16 protein-coding genes are annotated in these 19779 nt (G+C 67.5%); 5 read left to right on the top strand and 11 right to left on the bottom strand.

Annotated elements, in window-relative coordinates:
• The first annotated feature begins 58 nt into the window (after positions 1-58).
• Positions 59-271, top strand: a complete 213-nt coding sequence (gene rmf, locus FOC67_RS16335) for a ribosome modulation factor (RefSeq protein WP_003103238.1) — start codon at positions 59-61, stop codon at positions 269-271.
• 87 nt (positions 272-358) lie between these two features.
• On the opposite strand, the gene FOC67_RS16340 is transcribed toward rmf, so the two are convergent.
• Entirely contained in the window at positions 359-1387 is a 1029-nt protein-coding gene (locus FOC67_RS16340) for a quinone-dependent dihydroorotate dehydrogenase (protein ID WP_009313804.1), read from the bottom strand.
• Between the two features lie 56 nt (positions 1388-1443).
• A complete protein-coding gene (locus tag FOC67_RS16345; protein WP_003103227.1) occupies positions 1444-1665 on the bottom strand; it encodes a DUF2835 domain-containing protein in 222 nt (73 codons plus the stop codon).
• Between the two features lie 152 nt (positions 1666-1817).
• Here FOC67_RS16345 and FOC67_RS16350 point away from each other — a divergent pair, with 152 nt between their 5' ends.
• The 3 genes from FOC67_RS16350 to FOC67_RS16360 all read left to right on the top strand — a co-directional run bounded on the left by FOC67_RS16350 (position 1818) and on the right by FOC67_RS16360 (position 5850).
• Positions 1818-2699, top strand: coding sequence for a DUF6685 family protein (locus FOC67_RS16350; RefSeq protein WP_009313803.1), 882 nt, complete (start codon positions 1818-1820; stop codon positions 2697-2699).
• A 71-nt stretch (positions 2700-2770) separates the two neighbouring features.
• Complete coding sequence (locus FOC67_RS16355; RefSeq protein WP_009313802.1) at positions 2771-3778, top strand: alpha/beta fold hydrolase; 1008 nt, start codon at positions 2771-2773, stop codon at positions 3776-3778.
• A 167-nt stretch (positions 3779-3945) separates the two neighbouring features.
• A complete protein-coding gene (locus FOC67_RS16360) occupies positions 3946-5850 on the top strand; it encodes a M14 family metallopeptidase (protein ID WP_003130643.1) in 1905 nt (634 codons plus the stop codon).
• Positions 5851-5966: 116 nt separating this feature from the next.
• Here FOC67_RS16360 and FOC67_RS16365 read toward each other — a convergent pair whose 3' ends face one another.
• On the bottom strand, positions 5967-6443 hold the full coding sequence (locus tag FOC67_RS16365) for a helix-turn-helix transcriptional regulator (protein WP_003103222.1): 477 nt from the start codon (positions 6441-6443) through the stop codon (positions 5967-5969).
• Positions 6444-6480: 37 nt separating this feature from the next.
• Positions 6481-6957, bottom strand: a complete 477-nt coding sequence (locus FOC67_RS16370) for a helix-turn-helix transcriptional regulator (protein ID WP_009313801.1) — start codon at positions 6955-6957, stop codon at positions 6481-6483.
• Positions 6958-7082: 125 nt separating this feature from the next.
• Between FOC67_RS16370 and FOC67_RS16375 the strand changes: the two genes are divergently transcribed.
• The gene (locus FOC67_RS16375; protein WP_009313800.1) at positions 7083-7313 is read left to right on the top strand and encodes a hypothetical protein; all 231 of its coding nucleotides are present in this window, start codon (positions 7083-7085) and stop codon (positions 7311-7313) included.
• A gap of 40 nt (positions 7314-7353) precedes the next feature.
• On the opposite strand, the gene pelG is transcribed toward FOC67_RS16375, so the two are convergent.
• The 7 genes from pelG to FOC67_RS16410 are packed head-to-tail and all read right to left on the bottom strand — an operon-like array spanning position 7354 to position 19549.
• Positions 7354-8724, bottom strand: a complete 1371-nt coding sequence (gene pelG / locus FOC67_RS16380; RefSeq protein WP_003452522.1) for an exopolysaccharide Pel transporter PelG — start codon at positions 8722-8724, stop codon at positions 7354-7356.
• A 1-nt stretch (position 8725) separates the two neighbouring features.
• Positions 8726-10249 (bottom strand): GT4 family glycosyltransferase PelF, encoded by a 1524-nt coding sequence (pelF, locus tag FOC67_RS16385; RefSeq protein WP_009313799.1) that lies wholly within the window; start codon positions 10247-10249, stop codon positions 8726-8728.
• Positions 10246-11235 (bottom strand): lipopolysaccharide assembly protein LapB, encoded by a 990-nt coding sequence (locus tag FOC67_RS16390; RefSeq protein ID WP_009313798.1) that lies wholly within the window; start codon positions 11233-11235, stop codon positions 10246-10248. The genes pelF and FOC67_RS16390 overlap by 4 nt, the downstream gene beginning before the upstream one ends.
• Positions 11213-12580, bottom strand: a complete 1368-nt coding sequence (locus FOC67_RS16395) for a PelD GGDEF domain-containing protein (RefSeq protein WP_009313797.1) — start codon at positions 12578-12580, stop codon at positions 11213-11215. The genes FOC67_RS16390 and FOC67_RS16395 overlap by 23 nt, the downstream gene beginning before the upstream one ends.
• A 5-nt stretch (positions 12581-12585) precedes the next feature.
• Positions 12586-13104 (bottom strand): pellicle/biofilm biosynthesis outer membrane protein PelC, encoded by a 519-nt coding sequence (locus FOC67_RS16400; RefSeq protein WP_003091288.1) that lies wholly within the window; start codon positions 13102-13104, stop codon positions 12586-12588.
• Between the two features lie 39 nt (positions 13105-13143).
• A complete protein-coding gene (locus tag FOC67_RS16405; RefSeq protein WP_009313796.1) occupies positions 13144-16725 on the bottom strand; it encodes a tetratricopeptide repeat protein in 3582 nt (1193 codons plus the stop codon).
• Positions 16703-19549: a bifunctional glycoside hydrolase 114/ polysaccharide deacetylase family protein gene (locus tag FOC67_RS16410; RefSeq protein ID WP_009313795.1), complete on the bottom strand. Its 2847-nt coding sequence runs from the start codon at positions 19547-19549 to the stop codon at positions 16703-16705. Before FOC67_RS16410 ends, FOC67_RS16405 begins: the two co-directional genes overlap by 23 nt.
• Between the last annotated feature and the right edge of the window lie 230 nt (positions 19550-19779).

Genomic DNA, 19779 nt, shown 5'->3' on the forward strand with positions numbered 1-19779 from the left:
CCAGGCCTCCCCTGGGGGCCAACGGGACATAACAGTCAACAAGTGAGGGCAACACCCTATGAGAAGACTTAAGCGTGATCCGTTGGAAAGAGCCTTCTTGCGTGGTTATCAGAACGGCATAACCGGTAAATCTCGTGATCTTTGTCCGTTCACCCATCCTACGACGCGGCAGTCCTGGCTCAACGGCTGGCGCGAGGGCCGTGGCGACAACTGGGACGGCCTCACTGGCACGGCCGGCTTACAACGTCTCAATCAACTCCAGCACGTGTAAGCGACAACACGGATAGCACCGATTTCCCCAAGGCACGCCCCATCCGGGCGGCGGGCGCAAGCCCAAGGGCTCCGCAAGGAGCCCTTTTCAATTCCGCCGCGGCAATGCGGCGATGGCGTCCACCGCTTCGCGGATCAACGCCGGTCCCTTGTAGATGAAACCCGAATAGATCTGCACCAGGCTCGCCCCGGCGGCGATCTTCTCCGCCGCGTGCGCGCCCTCGGTGATACCGCCGGCGGCGATGATCGGCAGCCGTCCGCCCAGCTCGCCGGCCAGCACCTTCACCGTGTGCGTGCTCTTCTCCCGCACCGGCGCGCCGGACAGGCCACCCGCCTCGTCGCCATGCGGCATGCCTTCCACACCTTCGCGGCCGAGAGTGGTATTGGTCGCGATCACCGCGTCCATCCCCGCCTCGACCAGCGCCGCGGCGACCAGCGCGGTCTCTTCGTCGGTCATGTCCGGGGCGATCTTGATCGCCAGCGGTACCCGCCGGCCATGCCGCAGCGCCAGCGCTTCCTGGCGCTGGCGCAGTGCCTCCAGCAGTTGCTTGAGCGAATCGCCGAACTGCAGGCTGCGCAGGCCGGGCGTGTTCGGCGAGCTGACGTTGACGGTGACGTAACTGGCGTCGGCGTAGACCTTGTCCAGGCAGATCAGGTAGTCGTCGACCGCGCGCTCCACCGGGGTATCGAAGTTCTTGCCGATGTTGATCCCCAGTACGCCGCGATACTTCGCCGCGCGCACCCGTGCCAGCAGGTGGTCGACGCCGTGGTTGTTGAAGCCCATGCGATTGATGATCGCGTTGGCTTGCGGCAGGCGGAACAGGCGCGGCTTGGGATTGCCCGGCTGCGGTCGCGGAGTGACGGTGCCGATCTCGATGAAGCCGAAACCGAGCTGGCCGAACCCGTCGATGGCGTCGCCGTTCTTGTCCAGGCCCGCGGCCAGCCCCACCGGATTGGGAAACTCCAGGCCCAGCACAGAGACCGGCAGGCTGGCCGGCTTGGGCGTCAGCAGGCGGTTCAGGCCCAGGCGACCGCCGGCCCCGATCAGGTCGATGGACAGTTCGTGGGAGGTTTCCGGGGACAGTTTGAACAGCAGCTGGCGGGCCAGGGTGTACATGGTCGGGTATCGGTCGGCAGAATGAAGGGTGCCGATTATAGCCGTCGAGCACCCGCTCAGGCGAGGCGTTGCAGCGCCAGCAGGCGGCCGTCCTCGCTGAAATCGAGGCGGAACGTGCCATGCACGCCATCGTGGCCGATGAACGGACGCAGGTGATGGGCCGGCAGGTTCACCCGGCGACCGTCGCGGCTGCGCAGCAGGACCCGATTGGCCCTGCCGCCGTAGATGGCCTGCAGGCGTTCGCCGGACAGGGCGATATCCATGATGAGACTGGGCATGGAGCCCCCCGCTTGAATGAACCACGACAGCTTGCCACAAACCACGCGGTTGAATGTCACGCCCGAACCTGTGCTTCAATGGACGGACCGTCGCCGTCCCCTCCCGCCCCTTTCCGCGTCGGTCGCCGAGCCCGAGGAGCCCTCCGTCGATCATGAGTTCCAACTCGCGTAGCAACAGCACCTTCACCGGTCGCCTTTCCGCACTCGCCAACCGCCTGCGCCTGGGTGCCGCGCGAAGCGATGGCCGGGAGCTGCGCGAACGGGCGGCCGCCCTCGAGCTGCCGTTCCAGCCATTGCGACGGCCGGAGCCGAGCGTCTGGTGGCAGGCCGGACCGCCCCTGCACACCCTGGTCGATCTGCCGCGCGGCGCGCTGTCCGGCCCGGTCCAGGAAGACAAGGCGGAAGCCCACGCGGTCCTCAAGCGCCTGGTGCGGGTCAGTCACTCCACCCTGGAGTCGGTCGACCTGAAGACCATCGAAGGCGTATGCAGCCGCGAGATCCTCGTCCAGACACCTTGCCCACGCCTGGAAGACCTGGCCACGGCCGAGGTCTGCCGGGGCGTACGGATCATCAGCTACAAGGATTTCGTCAAGGCCCTGAGCCTGGCCCTGCCGCGTTTCACCAACGGCGACAGCATCCGCCTGCGCCAGGCCGCCTGGCACGGCGAGCGCCTGTTCTGGGCGGGCGAACGTCAGGCCTGCGCCTTCGCCGCGGCGATCGTCTACGCCCGCCGCCGCGAACTGGAACTGAAGCTGCCGGCACACCTGGAACGCTACGAACTGGAGCCCGGCGCGCTGGACGAACTGGAACAGCGCTACCACATGCTGCGGATTCCGACCCAGGCCTGGTCCGAGCCGACCTTCATGAGCCTGCTGCTGGATACCGGCCTGCCCTATGCGCGACTCGCCCTGTTCACCCCGGAAACCCCGGAGTGCCTGTTGCTGCCCCGCAACGACGAACGCGCCGATTCCCTCGGCGAAGGTCTGCGGGCGGCTGGCGCGGCAGACGTGGTGAAGTATCTGAAGCAACTGTAGGCAACCGGCCAGGACTGGCCAGCTCGCGCCCTGACGTGCATCCTCCAGCAGACCCACACAGGAGCGATCGCATGTCCCTACCCCGCCTCAGTCTCTGTCTCGCCCTCGCCCTCGCCTGCGGGCCGGCGCTGGCCAGCCAGGCGCCGGTCTACGGCGAACGCCTGGAAGGCTTCGACTACGCCTATCCGGTGCATTATCTGGACTTCACCTCCCAGGGCCAGCCGCTGAGCATGGCCTACCTCGACGTCGCGCCGAAGAAAGCCAACGGCCGCACCATCCTGCTCATGCACGGCAAGAATTTCTGCGCCGGGACCTGGGAGCGCACCATCGACGTGCTCGCCGACGCCGGCTACCGGGTGATCGCCGTCGACCAGGTCGGCTTCTGCAAGTCGAGCAAGCCGGCCCATTACCAGTACAGCTTCCAGCAACTGGCAGCCAACACCCACGCCCTGCTGGAACGGCTCGGCGTCGCCCGGGCCAGCGTGATCGGCCATTCCATGGGCGGCATGCTCGCTACCCGCTACGCCCTGCTCTACCCGCGGCAGGTCGAACGACTGGTGCTGGTCAACCCCATCGGCCTGGAGGACTGGAAGGCCCTGGGCGTGCCCTGGCGTAGTGTCGACGACTGGTACAGGCGCGACTTGCAGACCAGCGCCGAAGGCATTCGCCAATACCAGCAAGCCACCTACTACGCCGGCGAATGGCGCCCCGAGTTCGATCGCTGGGTACAGATGCAGGCCGGCATGTATCGCGGCAAGGGGCGCGAGTCGGTGGCCTGGAACTCGGCGCTGACCTACGACATGATCTTCACCCAGCCGGTAGTCTACGAACTGGACCGGTTGCAGATGCCGACCCTGCTGCTGATCGGCGAGAAAGACAACACCGCCATCGGCAAGGACGCCGCGCCGGCGGAACTGAAAGCCAGGCTGGGCAACTACGCGCAACTGGGCAAGGACGCCGCCCGACGGATTCCCCAGGCGACCCTGGTGGAATTCCCCGACCTTGGCCATACCCCGCAGATACAGGCTCCGGAACGCTTCCACCAGGCACTGCTGAAGGGTCTGCAAACCCAGCCCTGAACCATCCACCGGCGGCGCTCTCGCCATCGGCTTCGCCGCGCCTTGCCCGGCGTCAACACCGATGCCTGCCGCCGGCGTTTCACTGCACTGGCTGCGCGACGACGCGTGGCTCGCGTCGCGCAAGCCCACCCACGCCGCGGCCGTTCCCATCCACATGGAGGTTCATCGTGTTCCCTTGCCAACCCCGTTCGCTACTCGCCGGCGTCCTGCTGGCGAGCGCCCTGCCCGCTCACGCGGAGCTGCCCCACGCGCCCGCCTACATCGATGACAGCGCCTACCCGGCCGCGGCCCGCCAGCGCATCCTGCCACCGATGTTCGAGCAGAAGCTGGGCAGCCTGCGCTACCTCGCCAAGCCCGGCGACCCCTTGATCACCCAGGCCGAGAGCAGCGACTTCCAGCGCACCAGCGACTACCGCGAGACCCGCGCCTACCTGGAGAAACTGGTAGCCGCCTCCTCCGGCCGCATCGCCCTGCGCGAGTTGCCCGAGCGCAGCGCCGAGGGCCACCCGATGCTGCTGGTGACCGCCTCCACCGAGGCTGACAAGTCCGCCGCCGGCCTGAAGCGCTCCGCCAAGCCGACCTTGCTGGTGGAAGCCGAGATCCATCCCGGCGAGGCCAACGGCAAGGACGCCATGTTCATGCTGCTGCGCGACATGAGCGCTGCGGACCGCCCGCTCGCCGGGCTGCTGGAGAAGATCAACCTGCTGTTCATCCCGGTGGTCAACGTCGACGGCGACCTGCGCCGCAGCGCCTACGGGCGGATCAACCAGAACGGCCCGCGGGAGACCGGCTGGCGGGTAAACGGCCGCAATCTCAATCTCAACCGCGACTTCACCAAGCTCGACAGCGCGGAGATCCGCAACGTCGCCTGGGTGTTCAACCACTACGAACTGAGCTTCTTCGCCGACACTCACTCCACCGACGGCGCCATGTATCCCTACGACAGCTCCTACTGCCACAACGGCAATGGCTGGTCACCGGCGAGCAGCGCCTGGATGGACCAGGTCATGCGCAAGCCGGTGTACCAGGCGCTGGAAAGCCTCGGGCACATGGTCCATGAATGCATCAGCCTGAACGACAATCAGGATCCGACCCAGGGCTACTACCCCTACCGCACCGACCTGGCGCGCTTCTCCAACCAGTACGGCGATATCCGCAACGTGCCGTCGATCCTCATCGAGCAACACGCCCTGCATCCGTACAAGACCCAGGTGCTGGGCAACTACGTGATGCTCAAGGCGATGTTCGAGGTGATCGGCGAGCAGGCCGCCAGCCTGCGCCAGGCCATCGCCAGCGACCGCGAGCGCCTGCTGCGGCAGAAGGAGGTGATCCTCACCTGGAAGCCGGGCGAGACCGCCGAGACGCCATTCGTGGTCGGCGACTACCGCTACGAGCAATCGCCGGTCACCGGGGCCCGCACCATCGTCTGGAGCAACCGGCCGAAGACGCTGAAACTGCCGGTGACCGACAACGGCGTACCCGACCTGGTGGTGCCGCGTCCCCAGCGTTTCATCGTCCCGGCGCAGTGGCACGAAGTGATCGCCCGGATCAAGGCCCACGGCATCCGCTACACCACCCTGGAGCGTCCGACCGAAATCGCCGTGACCCTGTACCGCATGGACGACATCAAGCTCGCCGATGGCTTCGAACCGGATCGCGTGCAAGGCAACCGGATTCCGGGCTACGAAGGTCGCCTGCTGGTCAGCGGCACGCCGAAGCCGTTCCAGCGCTTGCAGACCTTCCCGGCCGGCTCGCTGTCGATCGACACCGCCCAGCCGCTGGGCGTCCTGGCCATCGACCTGCTGCAACCGCAGAGTCCGGATTCCTTCTGGTCCTGGGGCTTCTTCAATTCCACCCTGGTGGCCGCCGAGGAGCCGGAGGAATACGTGATGGAGCCGATGGCGCGCAAGATGCTGGCGGAAGACCCGGCGCTGAAGGCCGCCTTCGACAAACGCCTGCGCGAGGACAAGGCCTTCGCCGCCGATCCGCAGGCGCGCCTGCAATGGTTCTACCAGCGCACGCCGTTCTACGACGTGAACGCCTTCGTCTATCCGGTAGGAGTGGTGTTCTGAGGCCCACCTGGGGCTGACGGCGGACAACGCTGCGCGTTATCCGCCCTACCGCTGGGCTTCGGGAGCCCCGTTCCCTCTCCCGCTTGCGGGAGAGGGCTGGGGAGAGGGAGCCGGTCTCAGGTACCGTCGGTGGGTGTGGGCAGGTTGCTTCTCGGCTTGCGCTTGCGCCTGGGTTTCGGTGGTTTTTCGGGTGGCGGCGACAGTTCCCGCTTGCGCAGCTTCTTGAGGATTTCCCGATGCTTCTCGCGCCAGGCCGGCACGTCGAGACCGTGGAGTTCGAGCAGCTCGGGGTTGCGCTCCACCAGATAGACCGCCGCTTCCTGGGCGGCCTCGGCGATCTTCCAGGCGATCGACTGCGGTTCGATGCTGCCTTCATAGGCGATCCAGTCGCTGAACTCCGGAAAGGTCCCGCAGACCTTCTCGAAATCCTCGTCGTGCATGCGCTGCCGGCCACTCTCGATGTTCTCAAGGCGTTTGGGATCCATGCCGACCACTTCGGAAAACTGCGGTCGGTTCAACCCCGTCAGCCCGCGCAACCCGAACAGGCGCTCGCCGGCGCGAAACAGGCAGCGCTTCCTCACTACATAGACCATGTACAGATACTTCCCTTCGTTTCTGGCGCGATGCGCCTCAGTCGCCCTTGCCGCTCGCGGGCGTTTTCCTCTTCCGCTGGCGCCTGGGCTCCGGCGGCTCTTCCAGGGGCGCCGGCTCCGCCTCCGGCGCCTGTTCCGCCGCCAGCAGCGCCTCGCGTATCTCGCGGTGGCGTTCGCGCCAGGCCTGCATGTCGATGCCGTGCCGCTCCAGCAGCACCGGGTTGCGCTCCACCAGGTAGACCGCGGCCGCCTGCGCCGAGTCGGCGACCTTCCAGGCGATCGACTGCGGCTCGATGCTGCCTTCATAGGCGATCCAGTCGCTGAACTCCGGGAAGGTTCCGCAGACCTTCTCGAAGTCCTCGTCGTGCATGCGCTGCAGTTCGTTCTCGATGTTCTCCAGGCGCTTGGCCGTCATCCCCACCAACTCGGCGAACTGCGGACGGCTCAAGCCCATCAGCTCGCGCAGGGCGCGCAAGCGCTTGCCAGCAGTGAACAAACGTCGATTCTTTACCATGTGTAGTCCGCGTCTGATGGTTCCCTATGCATATTGATTCACTAACTGTTAGTAGATCAATATGAATCCAAGCCCTCTAGACCGAGGGTTCCCCTCCAACATCGGACCATGGTGCAGGACGCCTGATGAAAGTGGAAGAACTCCCCCAAGAGGGTTTCGCCGAGTGCCCCCGCTATATAACCCTGATGCGTTTCGCCTTCCTGACCGGCCTCAGCGATCGGCCGGACCTGCTCTATGCCTGGATAGAGAGCGGCGACCTGCCGATGCGAACCTTCGGTACGCAACGCCTGGTGGATATGCAGAAGCTGCAAAAACGCATCGAGGAATCAAAAAAAGGGGCCGATTCAACCGGGTGAATCGGCCCTTTCTGAAAGACCCTGCCGCCGGCGAAACCCCTCAGCGATTGAGCATGAAGGTCTCGTACTCCAGGTCGTCCAGCGCGGTGGTCAGGCGGTACAGCCCGACCAGCACGCAGACCAGCAGCGACAGGGTGAAGCCGTAGCCGAAGAAGCTCGGCCCGAGCAGCAGGCTGACGAAGGTCAGGGCGCCGTTGACGATCACGAACAGCACGCAGAGTTCGAGGACGATGCGGCGCTTGTCCAGGTAGAAGAAGACGTTGAGCAAGGCCATGAACACTACCTGGATGCTCACCCCGATCAGGTCGATGTAGAACAGGGGCAGGTAGTAGCGGGAAATTCCCAGCCAGCCGAGCAGTTGCGGCGCCAGCAGGAACAGCAGGACTACCGCCAGCCCCTGCACCTTGCAGATTTCCAGCAGGCCCTGGCGGATGGCGAGGATCATCTGCTCCTTGAGCAGGCCGATGTGCTGCAGGGTCTCGCCGCCGCGGATCGCCTCGTAGACCCGCTCGTACCACTCGGCGAAGTCGGTCTCGATGCGCACCAGGAACACCGCCATGCCGGGAATGATCGACAGGTAGGCGAGGAAGATCGGCAGGTCGTAGAGGATCGAGGCGCGCAGCGGGCCGATCACCAGGTCCGAGGTGGATGGGTTGAACCAGAAGATGAACTTGTCGATCCAGATCCCCAGGTTGTAGCAGAGGCCGGTCAGCAGCAGGCTGACGAAGACCTGCCGGCGGTCGAGGAAGTCGAAGGCCACCATGCGCCTGGCCGGGTACTCGCGGAGGATGTCGTAGAGGAAGACGAACAGCAGGCTGGCGTGGCCGATCAGCAATGCCAGCAGCAGGCCGTCCATCTGCATGAAGCGCAGCAGGTAGGCACAGGCGACCATCAGCGCGTAGCCGATGAACATCACCAGCAGGATGCGTTTGTAGGCCTTCATTCCCGACAGGAAGATGATCACCAGCCACAGGTTGCAGAGCACCACGAAGTTGGCCATCACCAGCAGGCGGTAGGCGAACGGCTCATCGAACAGGGTCGCCAGCAATATCGCCGAGAGCAGGCCCGACGCCAACGTCACCAGCAACAGCACGCCCACCAGGTTGGGCAGGATCGCCTCGTGCTTGCGCTCGAACAGGCGATCGGAAATGAAGCGGGTGAAGAACAGTTGCAGTCCCCCGGTGAAGATCAGCGACAACGCCATCAGGTAGGTCACCGTGATCAGGAACTGCCGGACCAGCACGTCCGGCACCACCACGCCGAGGCTCAGCACGCCGATCAGCATCACGCTGACGATCGACAGCACCCAGGGACCGGAGCTGATCAGCCCGGCGTAGAGATAGGCGCGCAGGGTCGCCGTATAGGAATCGCGGGAAAGGATCTTCCGCAGTTCGAAGCCGATGCCGGCCATGTCATGCAATCTCCGTGGCTTCGCGGTACAGCCCGCGGTAACGTCCGAGCATCAGCGCCTCGGTGTAGTAGCGTTCGACCCGTTGCAGGCCGACCGCCTGGGCCGCCTGCCAGCGCTGCGGATTGCGCAGCAGGGCGAGGATCGCCCGCGAAGTGGCCTGCGGGTCGGCGATCGCCACCACCTCCCCGGCGCGGCCCAGGGCGCGATCTTGGGCGTCGGCGCCTTCGATCAGTTCGCGGCAGGAGCCGACGTCGCTGCTCACCACCGGGGCGCCGGCAGCCCAGGCCTCGAGGATCACCAGCGGCTGCGCTTCGCTGATCGAGGTGAGGACCATCAGGCCGAGTTGCGGCAGGACCTCGCCGATCCGACGGAAACCGAGGAACTTCACCTTGTCCTGCAGGCCGAGGCTGGCCACCAGGCTGCGGCATTCGCTGGCATAGTCCGGGTCTTCCTCCTCCGGACCGACGATCCAGCCCTCCGCCTCCGGCATCGCGCTGACCACCCCGCGCATGGCGCGGATGAAGGTCTTCACGTCCTTGATCGGCACTACCCGGCCGACCAGCCCGACCACCGGCGGAATCCCCGGCGGCCGCCGTTCGAGGGCGCCGGCCCAGGCATCGAGGTCGATGCCGTTGGGGATCACCCGGGTGCGCCGTGGCTCGGCGCCATCGAGTACCTGGCGCTGGCGGTTGCCTTCGTAGAGGGCGACGATCGGATTGGCGGCGCGATAGGTGAGCAGGCCGACACGCTCGAAGAAGCGGATCCACAAGCGACGGATGTAGCTGACCTCGGCATCCAGTCCGGTACTCAGCTGCTCGTCGGGGTTCTCCGCGATCCAACTGGCCTGGGCCAGGTCGATCTTGCGCTCCTTGGTGTAGATGCCGTGCTCGCTGAGCAGGTAGCGGCAGCCCCAGCGACGTTGCAGGATGCAGCCCAGCAGGCCGGCGTAGCCGGTGGAGATCGAGTGCAGCATGCGCGCCCGCGGCATCCGCCGGGCCGCCTCGGCGAGCATGAACACCGGCGCCTGCATCGAGCGTAGGGTCCAGAAGTAATTGACGAAGGACGGATCGGTGCAATAGCGCTCGTAGCCTGCGGTGATCGCTTCCCAACTGGCCTTGCTGTGGAGAAAGTCCTCGCGGCCGATGCGGCCCTCGGCGAGCAGGTCGAGCAGCGCGTCGCCCTCCTCCACGTCCGGCGTCTCCGGGTAGTGGAAGAAACGGTGCAGGTCGCGCAACGCCTTTTCGGTCTCGCTACTGCCCTGTCGCGTCTGCGGGTTCGGCGAACTCCAGGCGGTTTCCAGGAAGTGTTCCTCGATGTGCAGCACATTGTCCGGGATCGGGTAGTGGCGCTTGCCGTAGGCATCCTTCTGGCCGCCGATGAAGAACACCGAGAAGGTCAGGTCGGGGAGACCGAGGATCAACTGGTTGACCCAGCTGGAGACGCCGCCGCGGACATAGGGCCAGGTGCCCTCCAGCAGCAGGCAGACATCGGCGACGGGCGCCGTCGGAGCGGTGTGTTCGGTCATGTCCAGTATCTCGCCAGGGCCGCGAAGGGCGGCCGTTGCAGCATGTCGTCGGGCATTCCGGCGAGGAGGCGGGGAATGTCCCGGTAGCGTCGCTGGAAGAACGCCACCTCGGCGCGGAACGGCGCCAGCTGGGCGCTATCGATTCCCGCCTCCTCGGCGGCCTGGAGGGCGGGCCCGGCATCCTCCAGGCGGCCTTGTTCGAGGGCGATGCGCCCGGCCAGCAGATGCAGCTCGGCCGAGGGTCCGCCGCGCAGCGCCTGCTCGGTATGTTCGCGCGCCTGTTCGAGGATGTGCTCCAGCACGCTGCCCTGGGCCAACCCCAGGTAGGCCAGTTCCCAGTACCAGCGCGCCAGGGTCCCGTGCAACGCGCCGCGTCGCGCCGGCGTGGCGCCGGCGAGGCGGCCGAGGGCGGCCTCGATGCGCTGGTTGATCCGGCTTTCCTTCTGGTCGAGCATCGAGTAGGCCAGCAGGCGGACGTCGTCGGCAGGGTCGCGCAGGGCCAGCTTGAGGATCGGGATCGCCTCCTTGCCGGGCATCCGCCGGGTGGCGAAGATCGCCGTGAGCCGCTGGTTCGGGTCCGGCGCATGGCGCAGGACGTCCTGCAGGCCGCCGTCGCTGAACATCATGTCGAGGCGCTTTTCCTTCGGCCGGAACGGCAGCTCGGGGACGCCCATCGCCTGCCAGGCCTGCTCGCCACGCTGGCGCGGCAGGTACAGCGCCGGGAATACCGCCGCGGCGACGCCGACCGCCCCGATCAGCGGCACGAAGAAGGCCAGGCTGAAGAGGAACAGCGGGCTCCACGGCAGCGGGAACTTGTAGCGCCGCGGCAGCAGCAGCCATACGCCGACGCACAGCAGCGCGCTGCCCAGGCCGTGGGCGAACAGGTAGAGCGCCAGCGCCTGGCCGAACGGCAGGTCGGCGAAGACGCTCGCCCAACTGCTCAGCTCGAACAGGAAGGCGCCGCTAAACAGCCACTTGCTGATCATTCAGGCCGCACTCGTTGAAAAGGAAATGTCCCAGCGCCTGCCGATCGTTGCCGGCGTCCAGTTCGTACTGGCGGATGCGCACGCCCAGCGACTCCAGCTCGCGGGCCTGGCCGAAGCGTTCGGCGAAGAGAATCCTCAGGCGCTGCAGATACCCCTGGGAGCCTTCGGCGGAAGTCAGCGGCAACAACACCAGCAGGACCCGCCGGCCCTCGTCGTTGCGCAGTCGCAACTGCACGTCGAGGCCACGCTGGCTGCCTTCCAGCAGACGCTGGACCTCTTCGCCGTAGCGCGCATCGGTCAACTCGAAGGCATACAGGCAGGCCGGCAATCCATGGTCGCGGGCGTCCAGCAGGGAGCGCTTGAGGTACTGGGAGAAGCGCTGGGCGTCGATGTCGGCCAGTTGCAGTGCGCGGCGGTCGCTCTGCAGCAAGTCGGCGACGTGCCCGGCGAGGATCGCCAGCAGGCTGAAAGTACGTTCGTTGAAGACGAAGAACGGCATCTGCTCCACCGCCAGCAGGGCGAGGATCCGCCCATCGGTGTCGACCAGCGGCACGCACACCTGCAGCGCGCTGTGCGCACGCTGCTCGCCGCGCTCCAGCAGTTCCTGGCGCACGCTGACCAGTTCGCCGCGCTCCAGGCAGGTGCGCACCAGCAGATCGTCGGCGTCCAGCGCCGGCATCTCGCCGAGCGTCGCCAAGGGTTGCGGCTCCGGGGTGCGGTCGTGGCGCACCCGGTAGAGTCCGGCGATGCGCAGCGAACCGTACTGGGCCAGCAGCGCCAGCACGGTTTCCGCCAGCGCATCGAGCGGTGCCTCATCGCCCGGCAGCTCGCGCAGCAGTTGTCGCAGACCGAGCAGCGAACTGCGCAGGCTCTGGTCGTTGCCGGCGACCCGCTGTTCCAGGCGATCGTGGGAGATGCGCAGGATGTGATGGGCGCGGGTGAATTCGTCGAGGCGCAACTGGCGGTACTCGTTCGCCAGCTCCAGGCGCTCCAGGCGGCGTTCCCAGATGTCGCGGAACTCGCCCACCAACATGGCGCAGAGCAGCACGCCGACGATGAAGGCCGCCGGTACCTGAGCATAGGCCTCGACGCCCTGGACGCGAAACGCGAACAGCGCCGCCACTAGCAGCGCCGCGCTGGCCAACCCGCGGACGAAGCCGTAGCGCATGCCCAGCAACAGGGGCGCGAGGATCACCCAGGGAAAGGTGGCGTTGACCTGCAGCGGGTCGTCCGGGCTGAACCACCAGCCCAGGCCCAGCGCGAGCGCGCTGATGACCAGCGTCTCGACCCAGGAGACACTGCCGCTGGCGCGCGGTGCGAGGGTGAAATCCTTGTGCGCGGACATCGCCGTCACTCGAGCCGCAGGTCGCCGACCAGCTCGCGCAGGACTTTCTGCGCGGCGCCCGCCAGGCTTTCCCGGGACCAGCCGGCGCGCGCCCCGCTGGTGCTCCAGAGCACCCGCCCGGAGGCCGGCTCCAGCACCTGCAGGCTGACGCCCACCGCCGGCTCGCCGTCGAGGCCGTTCTTGTACTGCCACTCCTCGACGCTGCCGGTGACCACGTAGGCCAGCTTCTGCTGGCGTGCCCAGTCCAGCGCGCGCTGCTGGCGCTCGCGGTCGTCGACCAGTTGCAGGTCGCCTTGCGGCTGCGCCGGGTACAGGCGCGGCCGCACGCCCTCCTCGGCCAGCACGCTGAGCAGGATCTGCTCGGCACGCTCGCCGGCCTGCGGCGCCTGGGAGTAATTGAGCAGCGGCACCAGGCCCCACTGCGCGCCGCGCGCCAGCGGCGTAGCGCTTTCGCTGGTGAAGCTGGAGCAGCCCGCCATGAACAGGGCGACGGCCGCGAGAGCCAGGCAGCGGATGGATTGCATGTTGTGTTCCTCCTGTTGAATTCCGTATCCGGGCCGCGTTCAGCGGCCGAAGCGCGTGCTGTAGGTCACCCCGAGCGTGCCGCCGGCATCGCCGCCGCCGCCCTGGGGAGCCGACTGGTAGCCGAAGGTGAACGCCAGTTCGTCGTCGCCCAGCAGCTCCATGCCGATGCCGAGATCGATGCCGTAGTTGAACTCCTTCTCTGTCCACTGCCAGCCGGCCAGGGTGTCGACGATCCAGGTGTATTGCGGACGGCTGCGGTTCAGCGCGCCAGGGAAGCCACGGCGCCAGGTGCTGCCGAGGTAGACCTGGCCATAGCGGTCCTGCAGCAGGTCCTGGCTGCGCGCGCCATCGAGCGTCAGCGCACCGCCATGGGCCGCCAGCAGGTCGTCCGGCAGACGGTTCTCCAGGCGATTGCGCTGGTAGTCGATGCCGCCGCGCAGTTGCCAGGCCGGGCCATCGAAGAACAGTGTGTGGGCCCACTCCAGGGACAGCGCCTCGCCGTTGCCGAGGTCGTCGCCCTGGCGGGTGGAGAAGCGGTTGTGCGCCAGCGACCAGCTCAACTGGTCGCGCCCGCTGAGGGTGTGGCGGCCGCCGAGTTTCACGCTGTCGCGCATGCCGAGGGCGCGCATCAGGCCGGTCTCGTCGGTCTCGCGGTGCCAGTCGAGGCCCGCTTCCAGTTCGTCGCGCGCACTCAGCCGCCAGTTGCGCAGCAGGCCCAGGCCGTGGCGGTCCTCGTCGTCGCGCCAACTGCCATCGAGCGTCGCCGCGGCGAAGCCATCGGCCAGTTCGCGCCGCAACGTCAGCCTGGCGTTGCGTTCGCTACCGAGGAGCGAACTATCCAGCGCATCACCGTGATAGCGACCGCTGCCCAGTTCGAGATCGGCGTACCAGTCGTCGCCGAGGTGGCGCGCCGCGCGCAGCGTCGGTCCCTTGAAGTCGAGACCGCCGAAGTCGCGCTTGTTCCAACCCAGTTGCAGGCCCTGGGGCGTGCGTTCGAGGATTTCCGCCGCCTGCCGCCGCAACTGCTCGCGGTTGTCGCGCGAGTGGCCGTCGCCCAGTGCGCCCAGGGCCTCGCCCAGCGCTTCGCCGCCATGGCCGAGACGCACTAGCGCCTCGACCCGCTGCGCCGGATCCAGCTCGCCGCGCTCCAGCAGGCGTTGCAGGGCGGCGCGATTCTGGCTGCGCAGGGCGGCCAGGATCTCTTCGTTGCGCCCGATCTTCAAGCCCTGGCCGCGCGCCCAGGCCAGCCAGTCATCCTTCAGCGGCTCCTGGTTGGTGGCGGCGAGCTGGTCGAGGAACTGCTCGAACCACAGCTGCAGCATCGCCGGCTCGCCATTCCAGGCCCGCCGCGCCTCGCCCTGGGCGAGCAGCGGCCCCTGGGCCACGGCGAGCAGGCGCAGGTAGGCGGCGAAGCTGTCCGGGGTGGCCCTGACCGCCTCGCGGTCGAGCCGCCGGAGCAGTTGCCGGCGCAGGCGCAGGGCCTTGTCCTGGTAGCCGCTGGCATCCAGCGCGTCGGCGTAGGCGGCCTGCACCAGCCAGTCGTTGGGATTGGACTTGAGGTACAGGCGGAACCAGGCCAGCGCCTGGTCGTTACGCTCGAGCAGCAGGCTGGCGCTGGCGAACGGCAGCCACAGCGTGCTGTCCCGCAGCGCCAGGCCATGCCACTGCGCCAACAGGGGCACCAGGCTGTCGCGACGGCCACGGTCGATGTAGAACCAGAGCAGGCGTTCGCGCACCAGGTTCTCGCCGGGGAAACGCACCAGGGCTTCCCGGTACAGGCGCTCGGCGACGTCGCCATGGCCTTCCTGTTCCGCCAACCGCGCCCTGGCCACCCAGTAATAGGGGCTGCCCTGCGCTTCCGGCAGGCCTTCGGCCTCGGCCAGCAGGCTCTTCAGGGCCGGCCAGTCGTGGAGGTTCTCCGCCAGTTGCAGGGCGCTGGCCAGGCGCCGCGGATCGCGGCTGCGCTGCCAACTGCCGATAAGCACCTGCAAGGCCTGCTGCGGATTGCTGTCCCGGTACAGGGCGATCAACTGGTCCTCGTCGCTGCTGTTCAGGCGGATGTCCAGGGCCAGCATGCGCTCGTAGGCGGCGCGGGCATCGTCGTCCTGCTCCAGGGCCCAGGCCAGCGCCGCGCGCAGGCGCCAGAACTCCGGCTCGCGGATCGCGCGGGTATCCACGCCGGCGAGGACCTTCCAGGCCTGGCGCGGATCGAACAGGTTCCAGTGGGTTTCCGCCCACTGCATGCGTTCCTTGACGCTCAGCGGGAAATGCCGGGCCATCCGCGCCCAGACCCCGGTCTCTTCCTGCAACTGCTGGGTGTGTTCGAGGATCTGCTGCAAGCGCTGCCAGGCCAGGCGCTGTTTCGGATAACCCTGCACGTAGCCGCGCAGCCATGCCTCGCCCTCTTCCGGCGTGCCGCGGGTTTCATGGCTGTAGACCAGCGCATCGAGTTCCTCGTCGGTCATCTGTCGCTGCGCGCCGATGGGCGCCAGCAGCTCGATGGCGCTGTCGAAATCGAACATCTGCAGCGACAGGCGCCAGGCATGCTCGCGCAGGGCCGGGTCATCGGCGCCGGCCAGCAGTTGCTTCCACAGGCCCAGGGCCTGCGGGCCGTTGCCGGTCCATTCGCCAAGGCGCGCGAGATCGGCCAGCAGCGTCCTGTCCTGCGGGCGCAGGGCCAGCAGCTCCTGGCCGACCTCCCAGGCCCGCTCGATCCGCCCGGCGGCCATGTTCAGGCGCAGGTCGGCGGCCAGCGCCTCATGGTCCTCGGGGCGCAATTCGCGCCAGCGCCGGATGAAGCGTTCGGCCAGGTCGTAGCGCTGGCTGCCTTCGGCGGCGCGTACGCCCTCGGCGAGCCAGGCCAGGGTCGATTCATCCTCCGGCAAGGCGTCCAGCCGCTCGTCCAGCAACAACGCCGCCTGTTCGCCGCGCTCGCCAGCGAGCAGGCTGGCGAAGGCCTGGCGCAGATAGGCCAGGCGCTTCGCCGGCTCGGTTTGCGCTTCGGCCAGTTGCCGCTGGATGTCCGCCGCCGGCAGCGGCTCGCCGGAAGCCAGGTACCAGCGCGCCGCCTCGTCCAGCCAGCGCTGCCGGCCCTGCGGGTCGCGGCCGGCCAGTTCGGCAAAGGTCCGCGCCGCCAGGTCCGGCGCGTCCAGGGCCAGGGCATGACGGGCAAGTCGTTCGAGCATGGCGTCGTTCAACGAAACATGCTCGATCTTGCGCAGGCGCTCCAGCAATCGGCGCGTCTGCTCCTCATCCATGCCCTCGGGCCTGGCCAGGGCGCCGAGGATGTCCAGTTCCACCTCGTAGAACGGCGTTGCCAGGCGGTCCTTGCCGCGCAGAAGGGCGAGGTGATGACGCGCCTGCTCGAAGTCGCCGAGCTTGACCAGCAGGTCGATCAGGGTCAGGCGCAGCGCGTCGTTCTCCGGGTGCGCCTGCAACAGCAGTTCGGCGTAGTTCACCGAGACCGCGTCGGGCTCGCCATCGCCGCTGGGCATGAATACCTCTTCGCTGTTGAAGGTCAGCCACAGCACCAGCGCCACCCCGAGAGCGACCGGCAGCAGGGCCCAGGGATTCAGCAGGCGCGCCTTGGGATGCTTGTCAGCGGCAGGCGAGTTGGCCATCGCGCACCTGCTCCATCGGCAACTCGAACGTCCACAGGCCGTTGCCGGCCTTTCCCGGGAAGGCCTTGCCGGCCGCGCTAAGCCGGCAATCGCCCGCCGCGCGCACCACCAGGCGCAACGGCAGGTGCCCGGCGAAGGCGAACTCGACGCGGCCATCGTCGCGGTAGCGCCAGTGCTTCAGCGGCAGGTTGGCCTCCTCCAGCGCCGGCCGCGGATCGCGGCTGTCGCGCAGGACCAGGTGCGCATTCGCCGCACTCAGGTGTACATAGCGCCCCTGGGGCAGGTCGCGCACGCCCGCGACTCCCGTGGAGCGAGCGAGGTCCGGCCAACCCAGCGCCGGGTCCAGGCGCAGGGTGCGCAGGGCGGCGAAGCCACGCAGTTGCCAGCTGCCATCGGCACGCTTGGCCAGGCTGGCGCGATGCAGGCCTTCCAGGCGCGGGATGTAGTCGCTCATCCACAGCGACAACGGATGCTCCGCCTGCATCGCCGCGTAGATCTGGTGCATGGTGCGGATCGAGGCCTGCTTGGTCCCCGAATAGAAGTGGTAGTAGAGGTGCAGGCCGCGCAGGCGGCGCGGGCTGTCAGTCAGGGCGAAGGTATCGATGACGCCGCGGAAGCCGTAGTACGGCCCCTGCCAGAGATTGGTGTAGACGTTCTCGTTGATGATCGGCGCGTAGTACTGCACGCCGCCGCGGGTGGGCCGGATCAGCGGGTAGAGTCCGGTCAGCGAGGGAAAGGCCCGGGTCAGCGCGGTATTGCCGCCGTTGACGTTCATCAGCCCGGCGTCGTAGGCGAGCTTGATGGTGGCGGCGTCGGGCAGCGCGTCGCCGGACCAGAAGATCATCTTGACCGGCTTCCGCGGGGTGGTCAGGCGCTGCTCGATGTAGTCGCGGGCCCCGATCACCTCGCGTACGAAGTCGACCTTGTCGTAGCCCGGGATGGCCATCTTGTAGCCATACTGGGCCTCGAAGTTCTCGCCCTGCTCGGCCAGTTGCGGCTGCCAGAAGAACGGATGGCTGAAGGTATGGCTGGCGACCTCGACCTTGTCGTCGGCGAAGATGCGCCGGGCGATCGGCTCCAGCTCCCTGGCCAGGTGCGGGTACATGCCCTTCGGCCCGACCTCGCCTTCGATCACCGAGACCGAGGTGAGGAACGGATAGGGCTTGATGAAGTCCTCCAGCACCTGCTGGCCGGCATAGGGACTGCCGGGCACCTCGGCACGGGAGACGAAGCCGTCGCCATCGATGTGCACGGTGGCGATGCGCCGGCCATTCTCGGTGGTCGCGTCGGGACTCGGCAGCGGCGCAAGGCGCAAGGCCTTGCGCAGGAAAGCGAACGGATCGAGGATCCAGCGCCGGTGCTCGCTACCCTCCTCCAGCACATAGGGCGCCAGGGCGAAGCCGCCCCAGTCGGCGGTCGCCACCGGCACGTACTCCTTGCCGTCGCCCTTGAGCTTGAGCGCCGGGGCCACCCGCGCCGGGTCGAGTACGGTGAGCGCCGGCAGGTCGCGGATCCGGATCACCAGCGGCGCCTCGAAGGCGCCCAACAGCGCCTGGTCGTGGGTCTCGGTGCTCGGCTTGACCTTGAGCTTCTGCGACAGCCGGCGAATACCCAGGCGCTGCAACAGGCCGTCGTTCTCGGTGGGCAGGCCGGCGAGGAACGCCACCGGCACCTTTTCGTCGAGACGCGCAGCGATCCAGTTGTCGAAGGCGTCGCTGGCCAGCGGCGGTCCACTGGTCATCCAGGTGACTACCCCGGCGTAGAGACCGCTCAGCGGACGTTCGGGCAGCGGCTGGTCGGTGGGCAGGTAGTCGACCCGATAACCGAGGTATTCGAGCAGGCCGCCGAGGTAGACGTGGCCGGGGCTCAGGGTCAGGTCGCCCTCGCGCGGATCGTAGAGCAGCGCGATGCGCCGCGGTTGCACCTCGACGTCGCTCACCCCCAGGTAGTCCAGCGCCGGGGTGCTGACGAACGGCACGTAGCCTTCGCTACGCAGGCGCGCAGCGAGCGCGCGCGCCTCGTCGCGCCGCTCCGGCGGCAGGTAGTCGATGGCGACGATGGGCATGCCCTGGGCGCGCAGGGCATCCAGGTGACCCTTCAGCCAATCGCGATCGTCCTGGGGCACCTCGCGGTATTGCCCGGCAGCGGCGTCCCAACCGGCATGGATCGACTCCACGGCCACCGCCGACGCGACGCCGGGCAACTCCGGCAGCACTTCGAAACCGCGATTGAAAAACAGCTTGAGGCCCGGCTCCTGGCGATGCAGCTGGGCGAGGAAACTGGCCAGCGCCCGGCGCTGGCCCTCGCGGCGCTCCTCGGCCTGTAGCTGGAAGCTGTCCAGGGTATCGAGGAACAGGCCGGCGTAGCCCTGTTTGCGCAGCTCCGCGGCGCGCTTGAGCAGGTGCGCCCGCCAGCTCGGCGCGGCGAGGTCCATTACCTGGCTGTTCCAGGCTTGGTTGCGGACCGCGCTCTTGCCCCGGGCCAGGCCGCTGTCGGCGATGGCGGCGGCGTCGCCGTCGAACTCGCCGACCGACAGATAGGCGAAGGGCGTGCTGCCCTGCTCTTTCAGATACCCGACATCGGCCGGCTTGAGGTGCGCCGCTTCGAGCACCACCCAGTCGAACTGGGAAAGCTCGGCCAGCGGCGGCCGCTCGGCGTACCAGAACGCCACGCTGGACGGCCCGCCGGCAGCCCCTGCGGCAGCGCCGGCACAAAGCGCCAGCGCCAGGCCGGCAAGCCAGGCGAGCGGGCGTTCGATGGGTCGAAGGGTGTTACGGCGGGACGGCAGACGCAGCACGGCGATTCCTTTCTTGCTGAACCGCATGCCCAGCCCACGCGGCAGGGTCGATACCGACCGAAGCGGCAGGTCGGGAGCATGGATGCGGTTTCCGATGGCAACGTCGAATCCCTGACAGTGCGGGCACGGCCAAAGCAGCCGCAGGCGATTAACGTCAATCTAATGACTAAATATGCTAATTGCTAATTTTTTAAGCGGAAACTGTCAATTTTTAGACGCACCCATGGCGACATAGTGTCCTTTTGCCTGCTCTTGCC

Source organism: Pseudomonas sp. FDAARGOS_761, from assembly GCF_013343155.1.
Classification (GTDB): Bacteria; Pseudomonadota; Gammaproteobacteria; order Pseudomonadales; family Pseudomonadaceae; genus Pseudomonas; species Pseudomonas aeruginosa.